The sequence below is a fragment of the Sphingomonas sp. LHG3406-1 genome (genome assembly GCF_029637485.1).
Classification (GTDB): Bacteria; Pseudomonadota; Alphaproteobacteria; order Sphingomonadales; family Sphingomonadaceae; genus Sphingomicrobium.
This window is the reverse complement of sequence record NZ_CP069128.1, coordinates 1,114,500-1,137,069: the sequence shown is the minus strand read 5'-3', so window position 1 is coordinate 1,137,069 and position 22,570 is coordinate 1,114,500. Positions and strand designations below refer to the sequence as shown.

Annotated in this window: 17 protein-coding genes and 1 pseudogene; 14 read left to right on the top strand and 4 right to left on the bottom strand. The window is 65.2% G+C overall.

Features of this window, described 5'->3' with window-relative positions; genetic code table 11:
* The first annotated feature begins 28 nt into the window (after window positions 1-28).
* Entirely contained in the window at window positions 29-790 is a 762-nt protein-coding gene (locus JOY29_RS05440; protein ID WP_300975174.1) for an ion transporter, read from the top strand.
* Here the strand turns inward: JOY29_RS05440 and JOY29_RS05435 are convergent.
* A complete protein-coding gene (locus JOY29_RS05435; RefSeq protein ID WP_300975173.1) occupies window positions 787-1,278 on the bottom strand; it encodes a DUF421 domain-containing protein in 492 nt (163 codons plus the stop codon). The two genes, JOY29_RS05440 and JOY29_RS05435, sit on opposite strands and share 4 nt — an antisense overlap.
* Before the next feature lie 161 nt (window positions 1,279-1,439).
* Between JOY29_RS05435 and JOY29_RS05430 the strand changes: the two genes are divergently transcribed.
* The 5 genes and pseudogenes from JOY29_RS05430 (at window position 1,440) to JOY29_RS05410 (ending at window position 4,897) form a co-directional block, all read left to right on the top strand.
* Window positions 1,440-1,781: a helix-turn-helix transcriptional regulator gene (locus JOY29_RS05430; RefSeq protein ID WP_300975172.1), complete on the top strand. Its 342-nt coding sequence runs from the start codon at window positions 1,440-1,442 to the stop codon at window positions 1,779-1,781.
* On the top strand, window positions 1,778-2,221 hold the full coding sequence (locus JOY29_RS05425; protein ID WP_300975171.1) for an ArsI/CadI family heavy metal resistance metalloenzyme: 444 nt from the start codon (window positions 1,778-1,780) through the stop codon (window positions 2,219-2,221). The genes JOY29_RS05430 and JOY29_RS05425 overlap by 4 nt, the downstream gene beginning before the upstream one ends.
* A pseudogene (locus JOY29_RS05420) lies at window positions 2,218-2,379 on the top strand (arsenate reductase ArsC); the annotation flags it as partial. The gene JOY29_RS05425 and the pseudogene JOY29_RS05420, both read left to right, overlap by 4 nt.
* A gap of 62 nt (window positions 2,380-2,441) precedes the next feature.
* Window positions 2,442-3,521, top strand: a complete 1,080-nt coding sequence (gene arsB / locus JOY29_RS05415) for an ACR3 family arsenite efflux transporter (protein WP_300975170.1) — start codon at window positions 2,442-2,444, stop codon at window positions 3,519-3,521.
* Between the two features lie 251 nt (window positions 3,522-3,772).
* A complete protein-coding gene (locus JOY29_RS05410; protein WP_300975169.1) occupies window positions 3,773-4,897 on the top strand; it encodes a PHB depolymerase family esterase in 1,125 nt (374 codons plus the stop codon).
* 134 nt (window positions 4,898-5,031) lie between these two features.
* On the opposite strand, the gene JOY29_RS05405 is transcribed toward JOY29_RS05410, so the two are convergent.
* A complete protein-coding gene (locus tag JOY29_RS05405) occupies window positions 5,032-6,255 on the bottom strand; it encodes a glycoside hydrolase family 172 protein (protein WP_300975168.1) in 1,224 nt (407 codons plus the stop codon).
* A 395-nt stretch (window positions 6,256-6,650) separates the two neighbouring features.
* Window positions 6,651-9,485, bottom strand: a complete 2,835-nt coding sequence (locus JOY29_RS05400; RefSeq protein ID WP_300975167.1) for a pitrilysin family protein — start codon at window positions 9,483-9,485, stop codon at window positions 6,651-6,653.
* A 331-nt stretch (window positions 9,486-9,816) separates the two neighbouring features.
* Between JOY29_RS05400 and JOY29_RS05395 the strand changes: the two genes are divergently transcribed.
* The 8 genes from JOY29_RS05395 (at window position 9,817) to JOY29_RS05360 (ending at window position 21,532) form a co-directional block, all read left to right on the top strand.
* The gene (locus JOY29_RS05395) at window positions 9,817-13,254 is read left to right on the top strand and encodes a response regulator (RefSeq protein WP_300975166.1); all 3,438 of its coding nucleotides are present in this window, start codon (window positions 9,817-9,819) and stop codon (window positions 13,252-13,254) included.
* Window positions 13,251-14,087: a CheR family methyltransferase gene (locus JOY29_RS05390; RefSeq protein ID WP_300975165.1), complete on the top strand. Its 837-nt coding sequence runs from the start codon at window positions 13,251-13,253 to the stop codon at window positions 14,085-14,087. Before JOY29_RS05395 ends, JOY29_RS05390 begins: the two co-directional genes overlap by 4 nt.
* The gene (locus tag JOY29_RS05385; RefSeq protein WP_300975164.1) at window positions 14,084-14,656 is read left to right on the top strand and encodes a chemotaxis protein CheB; all 573 of its coding nucleotides are present in this window, start codon (window positions 14,084-14,086) and stop codon (window positions 14,654-14,656) included. Before JOY29_RS05390 ends, JOY29_RS05385 begins: the two co-directional genes overlap by 4 nt.
* Window positions 14,653-16,311, top strand: a complete 1,659-nt coding sequence (locus tag JOY29_RS05380; RefSeq protein WP_300975163.1) for a response regulator — start codon at window positions 14,653-14,655, stop codon at window positions 16,309-16,311. Before JOY29_RS05385 ends, JOY29_RS05380 begins: the two co-directional genes overlap by 4 nt.
* 254 nt (window positions 16,312-16,565) lie before the next feature.
* Window positions 16,566-17,603 (top strand): rod shape-determining protein, encoded by a 1,038-nt coding sequence (locus JOY29_RS05375; protein WP_300975482.1) that lies wholly within the window; start codon window positions 16,566-16,568, stop codon window positions 17,601-17,603.
* Between the two features lie 493 nt (window positions 17,604-18,096).
* On the top strand, window positions 18,097-19,290 hold the full coding sequence (locus tag JOY29_RS05370) for an O-antigen ligase family protein (RefSeq protein ID WP_300975162.1): 1,194 nt from the start codon (window positions 18,097-18,099) through the stop codon (window positions 19,288-19,290).
* Between the two features lie 366 nt (window positions 19,291-19,656).
* Window positions 19,657-20,559 carry an iron-containing redox enzyme family protein gene (locus JOY29_RS05365; protein WP_300975161.1) on the top strand — a complete coding sequence of 301 codons (903 nt, stop codon included), beginning with the start codon at window positions 19,657-19,659 and terminating at the stop codon, window positions 20,557-20,559.
* Between the two features lie 43 nt (window positions 20,560-20,602).
* Window positions 20,603-21,532 (top strand): methyltransferase, encoded by a 930-nt coding sequence (locus tag JOY29_RS05360; protein WP_300975160.1) that lies wholly within the window; start codon window positions 20,603-20,605, stop codon window positions 21,530-21,532.
* Here the strand turns inward: JOY29_RS05360 and JOY29_RS05355 are convergent.
* Window positions 21,529-22,566, bottom strand: coding sequence for a histidine kinase dimerization/phosphoacceptor domain -containing protein (locus tag JOY29_RS05355; protein ID WP_300975159.1), 1,038 nt, complete (start codon window positions 22,564-22,566; stop codon window positions 21,529-21,531). The genes JOY29_RS05360 and JOY29_RS05355 overlap by 4 nt on opposite strands.
* Window positions 22,567-22,570 lie beyond the last annotated feature (4 nt).

Below are 22,570 nucleotides of genomic sequence, written 5' to 3'. Positions count from 1 at the left end.
GGCAGGCAGGCAATCACTGGAGACGATCATGGCATCGGCCGCGGAGCGCTGGAGCGTGCTTGAGGAACTCGACGAATGGTTGCGCCTGCCGATGGCGCTGCTTGGTCTTGCATGGCTGCTGATTGTCGTCGCCGAACTGCTGTGGGGCGAGAACGCCTTGCTGTCGCTGGCGAGCACGGCGGTCTGGGTGATCTTCATTGCCGAGTTCGCGCTTCGGCTGCTCCTTTCGCCGGATCGGTCGAGCTTCCTCAGGCGCAATTGGCTGACGATCTTCGCCCTGGTCGTGCCTGCACTGCGTTTCTTCCGGGCGCTGGCCGTGCTTCGCGCCGCACGTGGGCTTCGAGCGCTAAGGCTGGTGCGGATCGTCGGCACCGCCAACCGAAGCATGAACGCGCTCCGCATCACCATGCGCCGTCGACGCTTCGGCTACGTTCTCGGATTGACGATCCTGGTCATCGTGCTCGGCGCCGCCGGGATGCTCAGCTTCGAGCCGGTGGAAGAGGTCGAAGGCGGCTTCACCTCCTACGGCCATGCCTTATGGTGGACGGCCATGCTGGTCACCAGCATCGGATCCGACTTCTGGCCACTTACCACCGAGGGCCGAGCGCTCGCCCTCCTGCTGTCAATCTACGGCCTGGCCGTCTTCGGCTACATTACGGCGAGCTTCGCCAGCTTCTTCATCGGCCGTGACGCTTCCGAAGCTGATGCTCCGCTAGCCGGCTCGGCGGATATCGCGCGGCTTGCCGACGAGATTCGCGAACTTCGCCTGCAACTCTCCCACCTGGGCTAGATTCGGCGGACGCCCTTGAGCAGCTCGGGGTCGATGTCGCCGGTCATTACCGCGATGTCGCCGGTGGTCTCCAGCACGATGGCGCGCACGTCCTCGATCCGCTCCGCGACGGACATTCGGATCTTCTCCAACAGGGTCGCTCGGGTGACCCTGGTCTCCTCCATGGCGGCTGTGAGGAATCGACCATGTTCCAGCAACAGCACCGGTGTGTTGTCGACCGCATCGGCAAAGCGGTTCGAAATTGTTCGGCCCCAAGCGAGCAGATACTGCACCAGGAAGATGGCATTAATTCCTCCCATGGCCTGACCATATTCGCTCCAATTGCTGCGTGTCCCGGCCTGGGCGATCAGGGAGCCCGTCGCGATCGTCGCCGCAAAGTCGAAGGCGGTGGCCTTGCTGAACGCCCTGAGGCCCACGATGCGGGCAAGCAGCAGCGTCCAGGCGACAGCAAGGGCGGTCAGGACGCAAGCGCGTACAATCGGCGCCATTGCGTCCAAACTGCCGAAAATCTCCATTTCTCGCCGACGCCTCATCTTGCGCTGGGTTCGACTTGCCTGTCGTTCCCGGTTCCTTCGATTTTTCTCGAATAGTCGTTGACTCATCAGCCGGTTCGTGTGATTTCGAGACCCGTCGAAGTGAGGAGCATGATGTGATCACTGATGATGCTGTCGTGGCGCTTGCCGCGCTTGCCCAGGAGCATCGCTTGACGCTGTTCCGTTTGCTGGTGAAGGCGGGGGAGGGCGGCTTGCCGGCTGGGGCCATCGCGCAGGCACTCGGCGTTCCGAACAGCTCCCTCTCGTTTCACCTGGCCCAGCTGCGCAATGCCGGTCTGATCCTGCAGGAGCGTCAGCACCGATCGCTCATCTACCGGGCGAACTATCAGGCGATGAATGGCCTGATCGCCTTCCTCCTAGAGAATTGCTGTGCCGGAGCGGACTGCGCGCAGACGGCAAGCTGCATGACCACCGAACCCGAAAGGAAATCCGCATGAAGCGCTTGCACGTGCACGTCGGTGTGACCGACCTTTCCGCCTCCGTCCACTTTTACTCGACCCTGTTCGGCGCCGAGCCGACGGTGGCCAAGGACGACTATGCCAAGTGGATGCTGGACGACCCTCGCGTGAACTTCGCGATCTCCGTCGGCGGCCCCCACAAGGGCATCGAGCATCTCGGCATACAGGTGGATGACCGGAGTGAGCTGGTGGACGTCTATGCCCGCCTGAAGGCCGCCGACCGGCCGGTGCTGGAAGAAGGCTCCACCACCTGCTGCTATGCCAAGTCGGAAAAGAGCTGGACCGCCGACCCCGATGGAGTGCTGTGGGAGGCGTTCCACACCAGCGGGACCTCCACGGTCTATGGCGACAGTCCGGAACTCGCGGCGCTGGCATCATCGCCCGTCCCCGTGAACTGCTGCGCCCCGGCGACCGCATGAGCAGGATCTACACTGTCCTTTTCCTGTGCACTGCGAATTCGGCTCGCTCCATCCTCGGCGAACCGCTCCTGCACCACATGGGTCGAGGCGGTTTTCGAGCCTATAGCGCCGGCAGCCATCCCAGGGGCGAGGTCTACCCCAAGGCGCTCGAGGTGCTTCGCAAAGTACTGCGCGCCATCGGTCGCAGCGACGGCGCGACCGGCAAGGCGGAGGTCTGCTGATGGCGACGGTCGCGGCACGGGAAGAGCTAAGGGCAGCTGGGCTCGGCCTGTTCGAGAAGTGGCTGTCCGTCTGGGTCGCCATGGCCATCGTGGCGGGGGTGGTGCTCGGTAATTTGAGCCCGGGCCTGTTCCGGTGGCTGGCAAGCCTGGAGCATTCCTCCGTAAACTTGCCAGTGGCCATGCTCATCTGGGCGATGATCTATCCGATGATGGTGGCGATCGACTTCGGCAGCCTGCGGCAGGTGGGCGAGAAGCCGAAGGGACTTGTCCTCACCGTGGTGGTGAACTGGCTGGTCAAGCCCTTCACCATGGCGGGGCTGGCCGTGCTCTTCTTCGAATTCGTGTTCGCCGACCTCGTCAGCCCTGCTGACGCACAGCAATATATAGCCGGCCTGATCCTGCTGGGCGCGGCGCCCTGCACGGCGATGGTGTTCGTCTGGTCGCAGATGACCCGCGGCGATCCCAACTACACGCTGGTGCAGGTATCGGTGAACGACATCATCATGGTGTTCGCCTTTGCGCCGATCGTCGCCTTTCTGCTTGGGGTGACGGACATCATCGTTCCCTGGGAGACGCTGCTGCTGTCGGCGGTGCTCTATGTCGTCATCCCCCTGGCTGCCGGCTTCGTCACCCGTCGGGTGCTGCTGGCGAGAGCTGGCGGCGATGCGGCTTCGATCAGCAGCTTCACCGCTGCGCTGAAGCCAATGTCCATCGTCGGCCTGCTCGCGACGGTCGTGCTGTTGTTCGGCTTCCAGGCGGAAGTAGTGGTGAGCCGGCCGGGACTCATCGCCCTGATCGCCGCGCCGATCGTCATCCAGAGCTATGGCATCTTCCTGCTGACCTACGCCGCCGCTTATGCCTGGCGGGTGCCGTTCCCGATCGCCGCGCCCTGCGCCTTGATCGGCACGTCCAACTTCTTCGAGCTGGCGGTCGCGGTTGCGATCGGCCTTTTCGGGCTGGGCAGCGGAGCGGCGCTGGCGACCGTGGTCGGCGTGCTGGTCGAGGTTCCCGTCATGCTGTCGCTAGTGGCGGTTGCGAACAGGACCAGGGAAGCGTTCGACCTTCGCGCGGACGCCTGAGGGCCTTGCTCGACGTCGCTGGACGGATCACCAGCCCCGCCGAGTGCGCCCATCCACCAATATGAGACCTGCAGCAGCGTCGGTGAGCGGCTGTTCGGCATGGTTGGGGGACCATCAACGCGCATAATCCATGCTGCAGTGCAGCAAAATGCTGGTCTGCACGTTGATGCGGGCGCCTATCGTGGCGCGGGAGAAGCAACATCCGTGGCCTTCATCAAACGATCACCCGCCTGAACGCCTTCCGGGGCCGAATGCCGGGTCCGCTCGAGCACCAGCCAGACGAGCGCCTGGAACAGCTTACCGGCTTCGGTTCCAATCCAGGTGCTTTGGTCGCCCGATACTATGTCCCGGATGATCTGCCCGCCGGAGCGCCGCTCGTCGTGGTTCTCCACGGCTGCACCCAGACCGCCAGCAGCTACAATCGCGGCGCCGGCTGGACAGGGGCGGCGGACGAGCATGGCTTTGCCCTGCTGTTTCCCGAACAGCAGCGAAGCAACAATCCGAACCTTTGCTTCAACTGGTTCTCGCCGGCCGATAACGGGCGAGGCGGCGGCGAACCTCGATCCATCGTCCAGATGGTGGAGGCCATGTGTTCCCAACACGTTCTCGACCCTGGTCGAGTGTATGTGACGGGCCTCTCCGCGGGCGGGGCGATGACGGCCGTGATGCTTGCCACCTACCCCGAAGTCTTCGCGGGAGGGGCTTCGATCGCGGGCCTTCCCTTCGGCACGGCCATGTCGGTGCCGGAGGCGTTCGAGCAGATGCGTGGACCAACGGCACTGGATCCCGACCAGCTCAGCAGGCTCGTTAGGTCCGCCTCGGATCACCGCGGCCGCTGGCCAAGCCTGTCGGTCTGGCACGGCAGCAGCGACCAAACGGTCGATGCCGGGAATGCGGCTGCGCTGATCGACCAATGGCGCGGGCTGCACGCGATCGCCTCGATGCCATCAACCACCGAGAAGGTCGCCGGCCACCTCCGCCGCTCATGGAACAATTCGGAAGGCGTCGAGGTCATCGAGGAATATGTCATTGCCGACATGGGCCACGGAACCCCGATCAGTGCAGCTTCGGGTGGTGGCGGGGAGACTGCCGGTCCCTACATGCTCGACGTGGGGATTTCGTCTACCCGTAGGATCGTCGCCTTCTGGGGTCTCGATCGCGGCCGCGGCAAGCCGCGAAAAGCAGTGCCAGGGCAGGCGAGCAAAGCGGCCGAGGCCGCAAAGCCGACCCCTTCCGTATCAGCGCCGCCGCCACCCGGGCGACCGCTTCGACACGGAGGGGTGAGGGAGGTCATCGAAGACGCCTTGCGAAGCGCTGGCCTGATGCGCCGACCAGGGTCGCCTCCGGGCAAATCTGGCGGGGGAGCCGGTAAGTAGCTGCCTTTGAAGGTGGCGCGAGGGTCGGCGCGGAGGCGGCGGCCTCCAAAGCGGGCGAGCCGCATTCGCCCTTGCGGACCCTCGCCCCAAGCAGCAGCTCTCCGGCAGGGCAGGCTGGCGCGTCGTGCAAAGGTCTACTTCGGTTGCACTTTGCGAAGGGCTTCGAGGCGCTCAGCAGGGCCGCTGATCGGCGGAAGTGCGCCTTCATGACGATCAAGGTAGAAGTAAGCGACGGCCGCCACGTCATCGCTCCGGTAATAATTGGTATGCCCGTCCGGAAGCGAGGGATCGGACAGCTTCTTGCCGCTTTCCAGCAGCTTCTGGAAGTTGTTGCGGCTCCCTGGGTCGATGGTGACTGGAAGGAGAGGCGCCCCCTTGGCGAGGAGGCCCTGGACGATGTTCTTGCGAGCGCCTCCGATGACTTGAAGCGCGACTTCGATATCCTTGTGAAACCAGATCGGATCTGGAATGTGCCAACGGTAGAAGGTCCACCGCCCGTCGTCTTCCCACGTCGCGATCGGCGCCCCCTGATAGCGGTTGATGAAGGCGCCCTGGCCCCAGGCGGTTCCGATGTAATCCTCTGTGCCGGTACCGACGAGCGATGGCTGGCTCATCTGGTCGCCGTCTAGTGCAATCTTGACCTCTCCCTCGCCCCACCAGGTCTTCTCGTAAACGGGATTGGTCAGCACGGTAACGCTTGCGCCGAGGAACCGGCCCCGGCCTTGGATGCGAGGCAGGATACGGAAATCGCGGCCGAGCTTGGTTGCTCGCTCACGGCTCCACCAGGCGTGAAAGTAGAGGGTGTCGGCGGGCTGCTGCGCGAGTTGCCGGTAGTTTACGTCGAAGAAGATGAGATTCACGGGTTTTGGCGACTCGTTGATCACGACGATCCTGGCACCCGTGCGGAAAGGCATCGGGATGTACGAAACGAACGAGCGTCCTTCGGGGCTTGCCAGCAGTGCTGTTTCCATCGAGACCATCTGACCGGCGCCGTGGAGGAAGAAATCGCCGAGCGGCACGGAAACGGCCGGTGTGCGCGCACCGTCCCAGTACATTTCGAGCCTGAGACCCCGGAGCGCTTCGGGCGAACGGTCCTCGATCGTCATCCAGATCCGGTCGATGATGCCGGCGCCGCGAACATCGGCGAGGACGTGGGAGCCACCCTTCGGGATTGTCTCGAAGGCATGCCCCTTGGCACCCTTGTTCTCTCGGCCTCCTGCTCCCTTTGCGCCGGTCGGATTTTCCGGACTGACCCAGCGGGTCTGCTCGTGCGGCTGATAGCGGAACAGCTGATCCTGGGCGGCAGCGGGGAACGGAGCCACGAACGACAAGGCGACGGCGCGAAGCAACAATGTCATTGTAAATGTGCCTTTCGGATCAGCTCCTTACTGCCGCAAGGGCCTGCAGCAATCTTTGCGCCGAGACTAGCTTGGGACTCATCGTTGGCAACAGGGTGAAACGCGGGCTGGAGATCGCTGGTGATACGGTCCCAATGGCCGCACGCGTGCGGCCGGCGGATTGTCCGCTAGCTGCGGGTCGCCGAACTTCGAGCTGGTTGACCCGGTCATCTGCTCCCGGTGGCAAGCGGAACGGCGGGTTTCGGTTGAGCCCGATATCAAAGATGATTTCCGGGAGGGCTCCACATCACCGGCACATGCGGCACCGAACCGGCCGATGTCACCGCGATGCCGCCAACACGACCCACCGACGGGCCTGAGCTGTCGCCCAGTCCCATCGGCAAGCAGTCCTCGATCTACTGCCCCGAAGCCAAGCCGGCGGTGGCGAGATCAAGCTTGTCGGCCGGGACGATCTGGACGTTGGGGCGGAGTGCCTTCAGCTTATCGATGAACTTCGACGAATCCCCGACGATGATCAGGCTGACCCGGTTCGGCTGCAGGAGCCGTCCCATCACGGACGTGGCCGCAGTCCCGCCGACCGAGCGCACCCGATCCGCGTAGGAGAGCTGCTCGCCCGGCGAAACGCCGCGGAGCGCCGCTCCGGCCAAGTTGGCGTTGAAGCCGGCACTGCTCTGAAGCGAGCGCTGAAAGCTTCCGACCATGAACGTCTTGCGGTTCTCGACGTCCGCAGCGCTGAGCGGCTCACTGCCGATCCGCGAGAATTCCTCGAGGAACACCTGCGCCACTTCCGCCGCGCTCTCGTTCTTGGTGGAAGCGCTGGCCGACAATGTGCCGCCGCCCAAACCGGCCGCAAGCGAGCTGTTGGCGCCGTAGCTCAGCGCACGCTTGACCCGGATCTCCTGGAACAGTCGCCCGGTCGACGAGCCGCCGAGAATGCTGTTGGCGAGCAGGGCGTCATAGTAGGCCGAGTCTCCGCGCGAGATCCCGCGCACGGCGGCGATCACGGTCGCCTGTCCTGCCCCAGGCAGATCGATGACCAGCGTGCGGGGAGCCTGCTCACTTCCAGCCACGTCGGCCGGCAGTGCGGGGACGGTCCCTGTGGCTCGCCAGCGCCCCAAGGCACGATCCGTCAGCTGCCTTGCCTGTGCCGGGTCGATCCCCCCTGACACAAAGGCAGTGGTGAGGTCGGGGCGCCACCAGGTCTGGCGGAAGGACGCAAGGTCCTGGCGGCTCAGCGCGGCCAGCGTGGCCGGGGTGCCCCCGGGTACAGCCCCATAAGGCGCAGTGCCGAACAGCACCGCCGGCAGAACGCGTCCGCCGATCTGGTTGGGATCCTTGAGCGCGACCTGGAGCCCATCGAGGGCCCGCTTCCGCTCGCGGGCGAAATCCTCTTCCGGGAAGGTCGCGTTGGCGAGGATATCGCCGAGGATCTCCGCCGCCTGCGGTAGGGTCGCGACGGGCGCAGTCACCGACAGGACCGTTCCGTCAAGCGACGCCGACGAAGAAAGCTCGGCACCGAGGCTCTCCAGACCGGCCGCGATCTGGTCGGCCGAACGGGTGGTCGTGCCCTTGCTGGCGATCTCGGCGACCATCGCAGCCAGACCGGCCTTGCCGCGTGGCTCCACCGCCGAGCCCGCGCGAATGGCGACGGTCAGGGTCGCCAGCGGCACCGTCCCGGTCCGGGCAGTCACCAGCTTCATGCCATTGGCGAGCGTCACCTCGGTCAGGCTCGGCATTGCGTAGGTGGCCGGCGTGCCGGGAGCGGGTGGCGCCTGGCGTTGACCCTCGGGCAGAAGGGCCAGCGGCGGCTGCGCGGCGGGCGGCGGGCTGGAGAAGCGGGGGAGGGGCGTGGGATTGGCCCAGCCCTTGGCGTCGCCGTCGCCCCTGGCGTAGCGAAGCTCGATCCGTCTCGCAGGATCGAGGATGGTGCGGGCGACGCGCTGGACATCGGCGGCGGTGACCCGCGTGATGGCGGCCAGACGCTTGTCGGCGGCACGCGGATCACCCGTGCGGACGAGGCCCTCGCCGAGGGTGAAGGCGCGGCTGCTGGCGACCTCACGCTCCTGCAGTCCGGCCGAGAGCAGCTCGTTCTTGGCTTCGGTAAGCTCCGCCGCAGTCGGGCCAGTCTTGCGCAATGCATCCAGCGCCCGGTCCAGCTCGGTCGCGACCACCTCCGGTTCGCCCCCGCTCGCGACTATGGCCATCAGCGCATAATAGCCCTGTTCTTCCGTGTCGTTGAGCCGGCTGATCGGTTGCGTCGACAAGCCCGGCTTCACCAGGGCGGTTTGGAGACGGTTGCTGTCGCCCCGGCTGAAAATTCCGTCGAGCACTTCCAGCGCCGCCATGTCGGGGCTTGCGGCGCCCGGCGTCTGCCAGGCCGAGCCGACCACCGGCAAGGGCACATTGGGCCCGGTCGCGTTGACCCTCCGTCCTGTCAGCGGCTGGTCCTTGCCCTTGATGGCGAGGCTGGCCGGGCGGGCGCGCCGGGGAATTGCGGCGAAATACTTGTTCACGAGCGCGTCGAGCTGCGCCGGCTGGAAGTTGCCGGACACGATAAGGGTTGCGCTGTCCGGGCCGTAGAAGGCTTCGTGGAACGCGCGCGCATCCTCGAGCGTGGCGCTGTCAAGGTCGGAGATGCTGCCGATGGTGGGCCGCCGGTGCGGCAGGACGTTGTAGACGTTCTCGCCAAGCGCAAAGGAATAAAGCCGGCCATACGGCGGAGCGAGCACCCGCTGGCGCAGCTCCTCCTTGACGACGTTGCGCTCGGTTTCGAACACTTCCTTGTCGATCACCGGCCGGGCCATGCGCTCGGCATGGGTCCACAGCATGCGCTCGAGATATTGGGCAGGAACCGTCTCGTAATAGTTGGTCCGGTCGTACCAGGTGCTGGCGTTCCGCGTTCCGCCGATGTCGTCCACCATCTTGTTGATGGCGTTGTACGGCATGTTCACCGTCTTCCGGCTGAGGATGTGCTCGAACAGGTGGGCGAAGCCGGAGCGACCCGCGGGATCGTGCTTGGATCCCACCTCATACCACATCGAGACGGTCACGTCGGGCGTACTGGTGTCGCGGATGGCGATCACCCGAAGCCCGTTGGCGAGCTTGCGTTCAGCGAAGGGGATCGTCGGCGTTGCCATCTTTGCCGACTGAGCAGCGGCACTGGAAACGGGGTCGATGATCGCAGTGGAGAAGAGGAAGGCGCCCAGAAGGCGGCTCGCGGAAGCGTTCAAGGCGATGTTTCCCGGTGATGCTGATGACGCCTGCACCGTCCCGCCTCCCGGGCCCTGCCGCAACTGTCCTTCGACCAACGGCGGAACGGGGTCACGGGCGGATCGATGCCGACATCAGGACCGAAGGATCCTTTGCCGGCCGGACAATGACCTGTGGTGGCAAGCGGAAAGACTGGTGGTCGACGAGGTCCCCCGCCCAAGCTGATCGAAGCATCCGACTGCTGAATGGCGAAGGCGCCCACCAATACCCCGCACTTCGATTCGAGGTTGCGAAAGTCACCCCGGCATGGAAACGCGCGTTTGCGCCAGACCAGGGGAATTACCGAAAGCCATGAAGAAGAACCACGGGAGCGCTTCTGCCGACCGAGCGAACCTTGGAACGATCGTCGGGGTAGTCGCGGCGCTTGTCTTCTTCCTTGCGACCGGAGTCATTACCTATCTCAACATCCAGGCGGTCCGGACCGAGACCGACCGGGTCACCGCTACTCATGAAGTGATCACCGGCCTTGGCGACCTTCTGTCTGCCATGCAGGATGCGGAAACCGAGCAGCGGGGATTCCTCCTGACCGGCAATCCTTCCTATCTGGAACCCTATCGCGACGCCCAGGTCCGCAGCGCCAACAGCTTCCAAGCCCTTGATCGCCTGACGCGCGACGACGCGGTGCAGCAGGCCAACCTGCGCGCATTGCGCCCACAGGTCGCAGCCAAGTTCGAAGGGCTCGCCCGCTCCATCGCAATCCGGCAGAGCCGTGGCCTCGAGGGGACCCTCGCCACCATCGACGCTGACCGCGACAAGGCGGAGATGGATGCCGTTCGGGCGAGGATCGCCCAGTTGCGCACCGAGGAGCGTCGGAACCGCGTGGCACGGCTGGACTCGCGGGACGCGGCATTCCGCACCGCGACTCTCAGCGCGATCATGGCGACCCTGCTCGGCATGGCGCTGACGATAGGGATCGGCTTCCTCACTCATCGCACGACCATTGCCCGGCGGCGGCAACTGTGGCTGCAATCGGGTGAGGTCGGGCTCGGCCAGGCGATGCTCGGCGACAAGAATGTCCGCGACCTCAGCGGCGACATCGTCGACTTCCTGACCAGCTACACCGGTGCCCAGGCGAGCGTCCTGTTCAAGGGCGAGCATGGCGTGTTCGAGCGGAAGGCCATGCTCGGAGTGCCGGCCGACGCGAATGTCACGCAGCGATTTGCTCTGCGGGAGGGCCTGTTGGGCCGAGTGGCCGAGTCCGGCGAGCCGATGATCGTCGATGACGTGCCCGAAGGCTATCTCACGATCGGTTCGGCACTCGGTCGTGACAAGCCGCGCCATCTCGTGATCGCACCGCTGCATGCCGAAGGGGTCGTCAACGCAGTCATCGAGCTCGGCTTTCTCCGGGAAGTCGATGAGAAGGTGATGGAGCTTCTTGCGCAGATTTCGGGACCGGCCGGGACCGCGCTGCGGTCAGCCAAGTACCGCACGGAATTGCAGCTTCTGCTCGAGGAAACCCAGCGCCAGTCGGAAGAGCTGCAGGTCCAGAGCGAGGAGCTCAAGGTGTCCAACGAGGAGCTCGAGGAGCAGGGCCGGGCACTCAAGGAATCGGCGGTGAGGCTCGAGCAGCAGCAGGTCGAGCTGGAGCAGACCAACTCGCAGCTTGAGGAGCAGGCACAGCTGCTCGAACGCCAGCGAGACGACCTCGCCGAGTCGACTTCCGCAGTCGAGGCCAAGGCGCGCGAGCTTGAACAGGCCAGCCAGTACAAGTCCGATTTCCTGGCGAACATGAGCCACGAGCTGCGGACTCCGCTCAACTCGCTTCTGATCCTGTCCAAGCTGCTCGGCGACAACCCGACCGGCAACCTGACCGACGAGCAGGCACAATATGCCCGCACGATCCAGGCGTCCGGCAACGACCTCCTCAACCTCATCAACGACATTCTCGATCTGTCGAAAATCGAGGCGGGCCACGTCGAAGTGCGGCCCGAGGATGTTGCCATCGCGCGGCTGGTCAAGGACTTGCAGCGGACGTTCGATCCGATTGCGGCCGAGCGCCGCCTGTCGTTCGAGATCGACATCGATGAGGCTGCGCCCGCAGCCATCGTCTCGGATCGCCAGCGGCTGGAACAGATACTCAAGAACCTGCTCGCCAATGCGTTCAAGTTCACCGAGGCCGGCTCGGTCACCCTTGCCATCGCCAGGGCGGGCAGGGACCGACTTGCCCTGACCGTCACCGACACGGGCATCGGCATCGCGCCCGAGCAGCAGCAGGCGATCTTCGAAGCCTTCCGGCAGGCCGATGGCTCGATCAACCGCAAGTTCGGCGGCACCGGCCTTGGCCTTTCCATCTCGCGCGAGCTCGCCCGGCTGCTCGGCGGAGCGATCGCGCTCAAGAGCGAACCTGGCGCCGGGAGCAGCTTCACCGTCACCATCCCGCTGGACTATGATCCGGCGCTGGTGCCTTCCCGGCCGCAACCCGCCGCGCCGGCCCGCGCTTCCGCTCATGCCCTCGCCGATCCGGTGTCCGCGCCGGCCAAGCCGAAGCGCAAGGCTGTCCGGTCGGCGCCGCTCGACGACGACCGTGACGAGCTCGGGGCTGGCCGCCGGGTGCTGCTGATCGTGGAAGATGACCGCACCTTCGCCAAGATCGTCCGAGACATCGCCCGGGAGGCCTCCTTCCAGACGCTCGTCGCCGGCACTGCCGAGGAAGCGCTGGAACTGGCGCGCGAGCACAAGCCGAGCGGCATCGTCCTCGATCTGGGGCTTCCCGATCAGTCCGGGCTGGCGGTGCTTGACCGGCTGAAGCGCGAAGATGCCACCCGGCACATTCCCGTCCATGTCATTTCGGCCAGCGATCAGACGCAGACGGCCTTCTCGCTCGGCGCGATGGGCTATCTGGTGAAGCCGGTGAAGCGCGAGGAACTGGCGCAGGCGCTGGGAACGCTGGAAGCCCAGCTCACCCGCACCATGCGCCGGGTGCTGATCGTGGAGGACGACGAAACCCAGCGCGATGCCGTCGCCAGACTGCTGGCCGGGCCGGAAATCGAGACGGTGGGGGTCGGAACCGCCGCCGAATGCCTCAAGCTGCTGAGCGAGGAGACCTTCGACTGCATGGTCCTGGATCTCTCGCTACCCGATGCCTCGGGCTTCTCGCTGCTCGAGACCTTGAGCAAGGAAGGTGGCCACAGCTTCCCGCCGGTGATCGTCTACACCGGCCACGACCTGTCGCAGGCCGACGAGCAGCGCCTGCGCCGCTACTCGAACTCGATCATCATCAAGGGCGCCAAGTCGCCCGAGCGCCTGCTCGACGAGGTGACCCTGTTCCTCCACCAGGTCGTCTCGGAGCTTCCGCCGGAACAGCAGCGGATGATCCAGCAGGCTCGCAACCGCGATGCCCTGCTGGAGGGGCGGACGATCCTTGTCGTCGAGGACGACGTGCGGAACGTCTATTCGCTCACCAACATCCTCGAGCCGCGCGGCGTGCGCGTCGCCATCGCTCGCAACGGTCAGGAGGCGCTGGACGCTCTCGGCAAGGCCAGCACGGGCGGTGATCCGATCGATCTCGTCCTGATGGACGTGATGATGCCGGTGATGGACGGCCTTGAGGCGACCCGGCGGATCCGCGACGACCAGCGCTGGGGCAAGCTGCCGATCATCATGCTCACCGCCAAGGCGATGCCGGACGACCAGGAGAAGTGCCTCGCGGCCGGCGCCAGCGACTACATGGCCAAACCCCTCGACGTCGACAAGCTCCTGTCGCTCGTCCGGGTGTGGATGCCGCGGTGAGCAGGGAGCCCACCGAACCGGTCGAGGATATCGAGATCCAGCTCCTGCTGGAAGCGCTTTACCTGCGTTACCACTACGACTTCCGCCACTATGCGCGGGCATCGATCAAGCGCCGCCTCCGGCAGGCGAGGGAGCAGCTCGGCTTCCAGACCTTTTCGGCGATGCAGGACGCACTGCTGCACAGCGATGCGATGGTCGGCCGGCTGCTCGATTACCTGACCGTGCAGGTGAGCGAGATGTTTCGCGATCCGAGCTATTTCAGGGCGCTGCGCGAGAAGGTCATTCCCCACCTCCGCACCTACCCCTCGCTCAAGATCTGGGTCGCCGGCTGCAGCCATGGCGAGGAAGTCTATTCCTTCGCCATCATGCTGCTCGAAGAGGGGCTGCTCGACCGGACCATCATCTACGCCACCGACATCAACCCGGCGGCGCTCGATGTCGCCCGGAGCGGCATCTACCCGCTCGACCGGATCGCTGCCTTCACCCGCAACCACCAGCAGGCAGGAGGCAGGACCTCGCTCGCGGACTATTACACCACCGCCTATGGACGGGCCGCGTTCGACAAGAAGCTGCGGGCGCAGGTCGTCTTCTCCGATCACAGCCTGGTCAGTGACGAGGTCTTTACCGAGTGCCAGCTGGTGTCGTGCCGCAACGTGATGATCTACTTCGACCGGCCACTCCAGGACCGTGCGGTGGGCCTGTTCCGCGATTCCCTCACCCGGCGCGGATTCCTTGGCCTCGGGTCGAAGGAAACCCTCCGCTTCTCCGAGCATGTCGATGCCTTCACCGACTTCGTGCGCGAAGAGAAGATCTACCAGCGGAGTGATGCGTGACCGCGCAGGCGCCGACTGCGATCGTGATCGGAGCTTCGGCGGGAGCGGTGCAGGCTCTGTCGGAGATCCTCCCGAGGCTTCCGCACGATTTCTCCCTGCCGATCTTGATCGTGGTCCATGTTCCTTCCGCGCCGTCGGGGCTCACCGCCCTGTTCTCGGCCAAGTGCGCGATGGCGGTGGTCGAGCCTGACGACAAGGAATCCATCCTGCCAGGCACCATCTACTTCGCACCGCCCGGCTATCACCTGCTGGTCGAGCCCGACGCCAGCATCTCCCTCTCCGCCGATGAGCCGGTCCTCTTCTCACGCCCGTCCATCGACGTCCTGTTCGAAAGCGCGGCGGACAGTTTCGGCGCGGGGCTGCTGGGTGTCGTGCTGACCGGTGCAAACGAGGATGGCGCACGCGGTGCAGTCCTCATCGAGGAGGCCGGCGGAACCGTGCTGGTGGAGGACCCCGCAACCGCCTATGCCGCCACCATGCCGGCCGCCGCCCTTGCCCGTTGCTCTGCCGCACGGGCATTGTCGCTCGACGCCATCACCGATTACCTGCTCAGCGTGGGAGCTCAATGACCGACACCGCCACGCCCGTGCCCCTGCTGATCGTCGACGACCTCGACGAGAACCTCCTTGCGCTCGAGGCCTTGTTGAAGGCCGACAACCTCATGTTCCTGCGCGCCCGGTCCGGCGAGGAAGCGCTCGAGCTCCTGCTCAAGCACGACGTCGCACTGGCCCTGCTCGACGTGCAGATGCCGGGCATGGACGGCTTCGAGCTTGCCGAGTTCATGCGCGGCAACGAGCGGTCGCGGCGGGTGCCGATCATCTTCGTGACGGCCGGCAGTGGCGACACCCACCGCCGCTTCCGAGGCTATGAAGCGGGCGCCGTCGATTTCATCCAGAAGCCGATCGAGGCCGACATCCTCCGCAGCAAGGTCGGCGTGTTCGTCGACCTGCACCAGCAGCGCCTGGCACTGTCGAGGGCCGCGGATCAGCTCGAAGGCCAGGTGCGCGAGCGGACGGCCGAGCTCGAACTGGCGATGCAGCGCCTCAAGGAAGAGGTCGCGGAGCGGGAACGCGCCGAAGCGTCGCTTCGCCAAAGCCAGAAGATGGAAGCGGTCGGCCAACTGACCGGCGGCATCGCGCACGACTTCAACAACATGCTGACCGGGATCATCGGATCGCTCGACATGATGCGCCGGCGTCTCGCCGACGATCGCTTCGACGGCTTCGAGCGCTATCTTGAGACGGCCCTGAAGTCGGCAGAGCGTGCCGCTTCACTCACGCATCGTCTGCTGGCGTTCGCGCGCCGCCAGCCGCTCGATCCCAAGCCGCTCGACGTCGCCGCGGTGCTTCAGGGAGTGGCGCAGCTCGTCTCCCATGCACTGCCGGAGAACATCGAGCTTCGGCTCGAAATCGCCGACGATCTTCCCAATGTTTTGGCAGACGCCAACCAGCTCGAGAACGCCATTCTCAACCTCGCGCTCAATGCTCGCGACGCGATGCCTGACGGTGGCGAGCTGGTGATTGCTGCGGCGCTCGCCGACAACCCGGACGCCGGCCCGGAGACGGGAAACGGCAAGAGCCTGCGCATCTCCGTCGTCGACACCGGCAGCGGCATGCCGCCCAAGGTGCTGGAGAAGGTGTTCGAGCCCTTCTTCACGACCAAGCCCTTGGGACAGGGCACCGGCCTTGGCTTGTCCATGGTCTACGGCTTTGCCCAGCAGAGCGGCGGCACCGTGCAGATCCGAAGCGAACCCGACGCGGGCACCACCGTGTGCCTGTACCTGCCGACCAGCCGCATCAGCGCGCCGATCGAAAGCGCCGAGCAACCTCCCGCCGCCAAGGGCGCCGGCCAGCGGGTACTCGTCGTCGAGGACGAGGATGCCGTTCGCATGCTCGTCCGCGAAGTTCTGGAAGAACTGAACTACGAAGCGATCGAAATCGCTGACCCCTCGGCCGCCTTGCCCTGTCTCGAGTCCGACGAGCGGATCGATCTGATGATCTCCGACATCGGCATGCCGGGCATCAACGGCCGCGATCTGGCCGACCAAGCCCGCCGCATTCGCCCTGACCTGCCGATCCTGTTCATCACCGGCTATGCCGAGCATGCGACATCACTGGTCGACTTCCTCGAACCGGGCATGCTGCTCATCACCAAGCCGTTTTCGTTCGAAAAGCTGGCCGAGAGTATCGGAGAGCTCATTCAACCTGCTCGTGAATCGACGTGAGTTCGAGATCACCCTGAGGCCGGATGATCCTCTTGCGGGCCCCTCGAGGAAAAGCAAAACGGCGCTGAACGGCAGCTCTTGAAGGGTTCGGGGTGGGGCACTTGCGAGTTCTGCTGACGGCGAGCCCCACGTTTCAGCGCACTTTTCGCGCGCTTTACTGCTAACAGCCGTTAGCGACTGGCGGCCCCTATCGTTGCAGTTAAAGCGTGTGCCGCAAGCCTATTCTTCGACCGCAATCCGAATCCGGGGGTCCTGTGCGTAGCCTCTTTTTTTCATCGTCTCGCGACATTGCCATCGACCTCGGGACCGCCAACACCGTGGTGTATGTCCGAGGGGCCGGGATCGTCACCCGTGAGCCTTCCGTAGTGGCATTGGAGACCGTTGACGGCATCCAGAAGGTCCGGGCCGTCGGGAACGAGGCTAAGCTGATGCTGGGCAAAACGCCGCAGAACGTCAGAACCGTTCGGCCGCTTCGCAACGGAGTCATTGCCGATCTCGAAGTCGCTGAAGAGATGATCAAGCATTTCATCCGCAAGGCCGGGGGCGGCCAGAGCCGCTTCAAGCGGCGGCCGGAGGTCGTCATCTGCATTCCGTCGGGCGCCACCTCCGTCGAGCGCCGGGCCATTCGCGATGCCGTCAGCAGTGCTGGAGCGGAAAGCGTCTCCTTGATCGAGGAGCCCATGGCTGCAGCGATCGGGGCCGGGCTTCCGGTGGCGGACCCAGTGGGGTCGCTGGTCGTCGACATCGGGGGCGGAACCACCGAAGTTGGAGTTATCTCGCTTCAGGGGCTGGCCTATTGCCGGTCGGCCCGGGTTGGTGGCGACCGTATGGATGAAGCCATTTCATCTTATGTCCGCCGCAAGTTCAATCTTCTTATCGGTGAGGGAACTGCCGAGCGGATCAAGCTCGAGATAGGATCGGCGCTTCGGCCTTCGAATGGGGGCGGTCTGATCGCGCAGGTTCGCGGGCTCGACGTCACGCGGGGTGTCCCGGGCGAGGTGCAACTCACTCAAGCCCAGGTGGCGGAGGCGCTCGGCGAGCCAGTCAGCCAGATCATCGAGGTGGTGAGGACGGCTCTTGAGCATACTCAGCCCGAAATCGCCGCCGATGTCATAGACCACGGAATCACCCTTACGGGCGGGGGCTCGTTGCTTCGTGGGATTGATACGTTGCTTCACGAGGCGACAGGGCTCCCCGTCCACATCGCCGACGATCCCATGGACTGCGTGGCCCTTGGTGCGGGTAGGGCGCTTGAGCAGAAGATCCTGCGCGGTGCCTTGATGCCGGCGTGAGCGGGGCGGAGAAGTTGTCTTGATCAGCAGAGGCGCAGGCGACGGCCTTGGCATGGTCTTGAGAACCACGCCCGAGAGGCCGTGCAGGGCAGGTCCCAGCTGCATGGAGCCGGCACTCGCCTGAGCTGCTGGTGAGGCCCTCGCGAAGCCATTTCAGAGCGTCCGCTTGGACCTTTCGCTTGGATCGGGCAGGCATCGGCACAGCTCGGCGACCGGTTCCCCACCGCAGGGCAAGTCGAAATTCTTGGCTGCCCGCTGCCCCGAGGCGATCGCCGTTGGTTCACGAGCGGGGGCTCGAACGGCGACATTGCAACAGTGGTCCAATGATCACCGGATAGTCGGACGTTCCAAGCGCTGTGTAGCCGTCGAAAGCGATCGCGCAGATCGCGTCCTGGCAGTCGCCGTGACAACACCGGAACCGAGCATGACCGCCCCAATCATTCGAGCGTGAGACCTGTTAGCCAAGGCTCGAATGGCTTGCCGAGGAAGCAGGATGACGCGTAAATTGGAACGCGGTAGTAATCACCACATGCTCGGGCGATTACTATGCGGGGCCTTTGGCCTGGCGCCTGCACTGCTGATGTTGATGACGTGGGGAAACCACGAGCAGACATGGCTGATGAAGGTGTACGTTCCCACGATCGTCGTGGCCGAGCTTGCCACCGTCATCGCCGCTTTCCTGCAGGGCATGAGGATCCGCCGCAACTCGCCGACCATGTGCTTGGCGGCCCTGCTGACCTTGGCCTGGACTATGGTCTTCTTTTCGCCTGATCCCCGCAAGGCATTGTTGATGACCGAATTGTGGACTCTCCACGTGCTCTTCGGATTCGCCGCGGCTTATTTGTTTCGCGCCTCCGACCTGATCGCGGGATTGTTGTGGGGATTTGTTCTCTGCACTGCTCTGATCGGCTATCTTGCGCTCACGGCGCCGCCTGACTTCGCCTGGGTTGGAGAGATGCCGGGCCTGGGCAACCCGCGCTCATTTGCAATCTACGCGGCTGTGGCGATCGGGCTCTGCCTTGGCCTGCTTGGCAAAGGCAAGCTTTGGCCGCTTCCGGTCCTCGCAGCCGCGTTCATGCTGGTGTTCTGGTCCGGATCACGGGGTGCCGTGGTGGCTTCGGCGGGCACCCTGGCAGCCAGTCTTCTGCTTTTTCCAACTGTTCGCCGGTTCGAAGTGTGGGGCGGCTTCTTGGTGAGTGCCGCTGTGGGTGCGGCGCTTGCCCGATCGGCATCTTCGCCGGCTTCCCTGATCGGTGTGAACCGGATGACCGAAAGCAGCGACAATGGCAGAATCGAGCTTTGGCGCGACGTCATCGAGTTGATTTCGCAGCGCCCGTGGTTCGGATATGGCGAAGGCCAGACAGAAATCCTGACTGGCATCATCTGGTGCTTCCATCCGCATAATATCATTCTTCAAGTGCTGCTCGCATGGGGTGTTGTCGGGCTCGTGCTCGTCGTGATCCTGGCTGTTTGGGCGGCGCGAAAGACGCTGGAGCGAAGCTCGCCGGAAACCTTGCCGCTGGTCTGCTCCATCATCGGTCTGGCCTTCTATTCGTTTATCGATGGCGCGCTCTATAACATTCACACAGTTGCGATATTCGCGGCCTGTGTCGGCGTAACGATGGCCCTGAAGAAGGTCGATCTCGCCAGTAACGAAGCGCCGCTGTCGCCCAAGCTCCCAAATTGAGCCGCCAATCAAGTTGTTGTTTCGTTGCAGCCGCCGAGCGCGACCCAGTGGGTGTCGCTGCTTCCCTCGATAATGGGTACGGCGCGCCGGTGAGGTGGCGCTTGCCGGGTGAATAGCCCATCGCCGGAAGGCCGGTGTGGAAGGCGGTCGGATCGTCGGCGAGCATGGACGGCTCAGCCCGGATCGGGAGCGCGGCCGCGGCCTTGGAAGCGAGCAGGATCGGCATGTTCTTTTGTCCGCCGGAGGCCCCGGCCGGCGACCGGTTTCTTGCACCTTGCACGCACGGGCGGGCTTTCGTCCAGGACCGGAACAGAAGGGGTCGCGGGCCCGTTTGCTCCTCAACCCCTGAATCCACGCGAGAAAACAATGGCCACGCGCTTCCAGTCGACCCTGTCGGGGTCGCAGTTCTTCAACGACGTCTTCCAGCGGGCACTCAGCCACTGGAACCGGGAGCGGCTCGCTCCTTCCTTCCCCGGGCCAGTCGGCAGCGGGCGCATCGACCGCGACGCGCGGATGGTGCGGCTCGAAATGGGCTTCCTCGAGGAACTGCGCGCCGAGGTGCAGGACGAGGCTGCGGCCGCGCCGACCGATGTCGAGGGTTTCATCGCCTGGTTCGAAGCGCTCGAGGCCGAGGGCCCGGGGCAGCACGACCGGCTGTTCGACTGGCTCGAGACCGAGGCGACGCTGGATGACCTCGGCATCTACCTTACCCAGGAGGCCGCCGGCGAGGCGGGCTTCGACGATCTCGTCGCCTTGACCCAGGTGCGCCTGCCGGACCGTGCGAAGATGGAGCTTGCCCGCAACTACTGGGACGAGATGGGCCGCGGCAACATGAAGGCGATGCACGGGCCGATGCTCGAGTTCGTGGTCGAGGAACTGGGACTGAAGCCGAGGATCGGGACCACCTGCTGGGAGAGCCTGGCGCTCGCCAATGCCATGACCGGCATGGCGACGAACCGCGATTATGCCTGGCACAGTGTCGGGGCGCTTGGCGTGATCGAACTCACCGCGCCTGCCCGGTCGGCCGCGGTGTCGCGCACCATGCGCCGGCTCGGCCTGGAGGCGAAGATGCGCCGCTATTTCGACCTTCACGCCGTGCTCGACATCAAGCATAGCGAGGAGTGGAACAAGGAAGCGATCGCACCTTTGGTTGGCGATCGCGAGCAGGGTCCGGCCCGCGCCCGCGCCATGGCCGAAGGCGCGCTGATGCGGCTGAAGTGCGGTGAACGTTGCTTCGAACGTTACCGGGACATGCTTGGGGTGAGCTAGGCCTGCGCTTGTGTTGCGAGCCACCCCTGCTACCCGCCTGCCGATGACCTTTTCCCCCGAACCACTGGCCGCCCTGATCGAGACGCTCGACAACGAGGGCTATGCCTTCACCACTGTGACGCCGGCGACGCAGGAGCGTATCCTGCGTCGGCGCAAGGGCGAGCAGGCGCGCGACCTGCGCGACGTGTTCGGCTGGAGCCTGCCTTTCACGCGCGACCTGCTGTCGGCCGACCTGCTCGACCTGCTGCGCGAGGGCGGCGCGGTCGAGGAGAGCGGCGGCACGTTGCGGAGCCTGGTCCGTGTGTCCTCGCTATCTGGCCGGCTGTTCCTTCATTCCGCTTTCCCGACCGATGACGAGGACAGCGTCTTCTTCGGACCCGACACCGCCCGGTTCGCCCGGTTCGTCGAGGCGGAGGCGGAGGACATCGACACGCCCCGGCATCTGGTGGATCTCGGCGCCGGAAGCGGGGCCGGGGGCATCAGCGCGGCGGGCCTGCTCGAGCCGGAGCGGCTGACGCTCGCCGACATCAACCTGACGGCACTGGCGCTCGCCAATGCCAACGCGCTGGCGGCCGGCATGGAGGTGTCGATCGTCGAAGGTGGGCTGGAGACGGTGGAAGAGCCGGCCGACCTCATCATCGCCAATCCGCCGTTCATGGCGGACGCCAAGAAGCGCAACTACCGCGATGGCGGGGAGATGCTCGGCGCCGGCCTGTCGCTTGACTGGGCTCGGCAGTCGCTGGAACGGCTTGCGCCCGGCGGCACCATGCTCCTCTACACCGGTAGCCCGATTGTCGCCGGCGAGGACCGGCTGCTCGGCGCGCTGGCCGAACTGGCGGAAGAGGCCGATGCGGCGCTCCGGTACGAGGAGCTCGACCCCGACATATTCGGCGAGGAGCTGGAGCAGCAGACCTATGCCAAGGCCGGAGCCGAGCGGATCGCCGCTGTCGGCGTGGTCCTGAAGAAGGCCTAGGCCGCGCTCAGCGGCAGTTCGAGCCTGGCGCGCGCGCCGCTGTCCCGCCCGCCTGCCGTCAAAGTGAAGGTGCCGCCGAGCTGCCCGGCCAGCATGGTCGCGATCCTGAGGCCGAGGCTATCACTGCTCTCGAGCTTGAAGCCGCTTGGCAGCCCGCGGCCATTGTCCTCGATCTCCACGGCGAGCAGCTCGCCAGCGGGGTGAGTCAGCCGGATGTCGAGCCGAGGCGTGTCCTGCGTGGCGGTGAAGCCATGCTCGATGGCGTTGGCGATGCTCTCGGCGACCACCAGGGCGAGCGGAATGGCGGCTTCCGGGCTGATCGACGCCTTGCGGTCGGCCGAAACCTCATGCGCAATCTTGCGATCGGTCGAGGTCTCGATGACGTCCCGCGCCAGCTGGTCGAGGAAGCTGCCGAGATCCTGCGCCTCGCCCGACGGATCGTAGAGCTGGCGGCTGATCTTGCCGACGGTCTGGAGCCGCCGTGCGGCCTCGTCGAGCGCAGCGCGGGCGCTTTCGTCGCTGACCTGGCGACGCTGGACGGTGAGCAGGGCGGCGACCATCTGCAGGTTGTTCGACACACGATGCTGAAGCTCGCGGAACAGGAGCTCGCGCGTCTCGGCGAGGCGGGCATTGGCCTCACGCTCGGCGACCAGCAGGCGGTTGGACCGCTGCATCCAGTGGACGAGCGCGATCTCGGTGACCGTGATGAAGGCGTAGAAGGCGAGCGCCACCTGCCCATTGTGGGTCAGGACGAAGGCGTCGGTCGGCCGCAGGAACCAGTACCAGGAAGCCATGCCGCTGAGCAGCGCGGTCAGGGCGCCGGCCCGGGTGCCGAGCACGAAGGCCGAGACGATGACCACCGGGAAGTAGGTGAGGAAGGGAAAGCCTGGCGGAAGCTGACTGTCCATCAGGAAGCGCGTGAAGGTGGCTACGATGGTCGCCGCCAGCGCAACCGCAAGATCGCCGGCGAGTCCGAGCCTTGCCAGCGGGTAACGTTCGGTCCAGCGACCATGGGAGGGCTTGCTCAGCGCCACGCCT

What these genes read in the sequence shown, in the direction of transcription:
- JOY29_RS05440 (WP_300975174.1), top strand. Translation starts at nt 29, where the DNA reads ATGGCATCGGCCGCGGAGCGCTGGAGCGTGCTTGAGGAACTCGACGAA.
- JOY29_RS05435 (WP_300975173.1), bottom strand. Translation starts at nt 1,278, where the DNA reads ATGGCGCCGATTGTACGCGCTTGCGTCCTGACCGCCCTTGCTGTCGCC.
- JOY29_RS05425 (WP_300975171.1), top strand. Translation starts at nt 1,778, where the DNA reads ATGAAGCGCTTGCACGTGCACGTCGGTGTGACCGACCTTTCCGCCTCC.
- arsB (WP_300975170.1), top strand. Translation starts at nt 2,442, where the DNA reads ATGGCGACGGTCGCGGCACGGGAAGAGCTAAGGGCAGCTGGGCTCGGC.
- JOY29_RS05410 (WP_300975169.1), top strand. Translation starts at nt 3,773, where the DNA reads ATGCCGGGTCCGCTCGAGCACCAGCCAGACGAGCGCCTGGAACAGCTT.
- JOY29_RS05405 (WP_300975168.1), bottom strand. Translation starts at nt 6,255, where the DNA reads ATGACATTGTTGCTTCGCGCCGTCGCCTTGTCGTTCGTGGCTCCGTTC.
- JOY29_RS05395 (WP_300975166.1), top strand. Translation starts at nt 9,817, where the DNA reads ATGAAGAAGAACCACGGGAGCGCTTCTGCCGACCGAGCGAACCTTGGA.
- JOY29_RS05380 (WP_300975163.1), top strand. Translation starts at nt 14,653, where the DNA reads ATGACCGACACCGCCACGCCCGTGCCCCTGCTGATCGTCGACGACCTC.
- JOY29_RS05370 (WP_300975162.1), top strand. Translation starts at nt 18,097, where the DNA reads ATGACGCGTAAATTGGAACGCGGTAGTAATCACCACATGCTCGGGCGA.
- JOY29_RS05365 (WP_300975161.1), top strand. Translation starts at nt 19,657, where the DNA reads ATGGCCACGCGCTTCCAGTCGACCCTGTCGGGGTCGCAGTTCTTCAAC.
- JOY29_RS05360 (WP_300975160.1), top strand. Translation starts at nt 20,603, where the DNA reads ATGACCTTTTCCCCCGAACCACTGGCCGCCCTGATCGAGACGCTCGAC.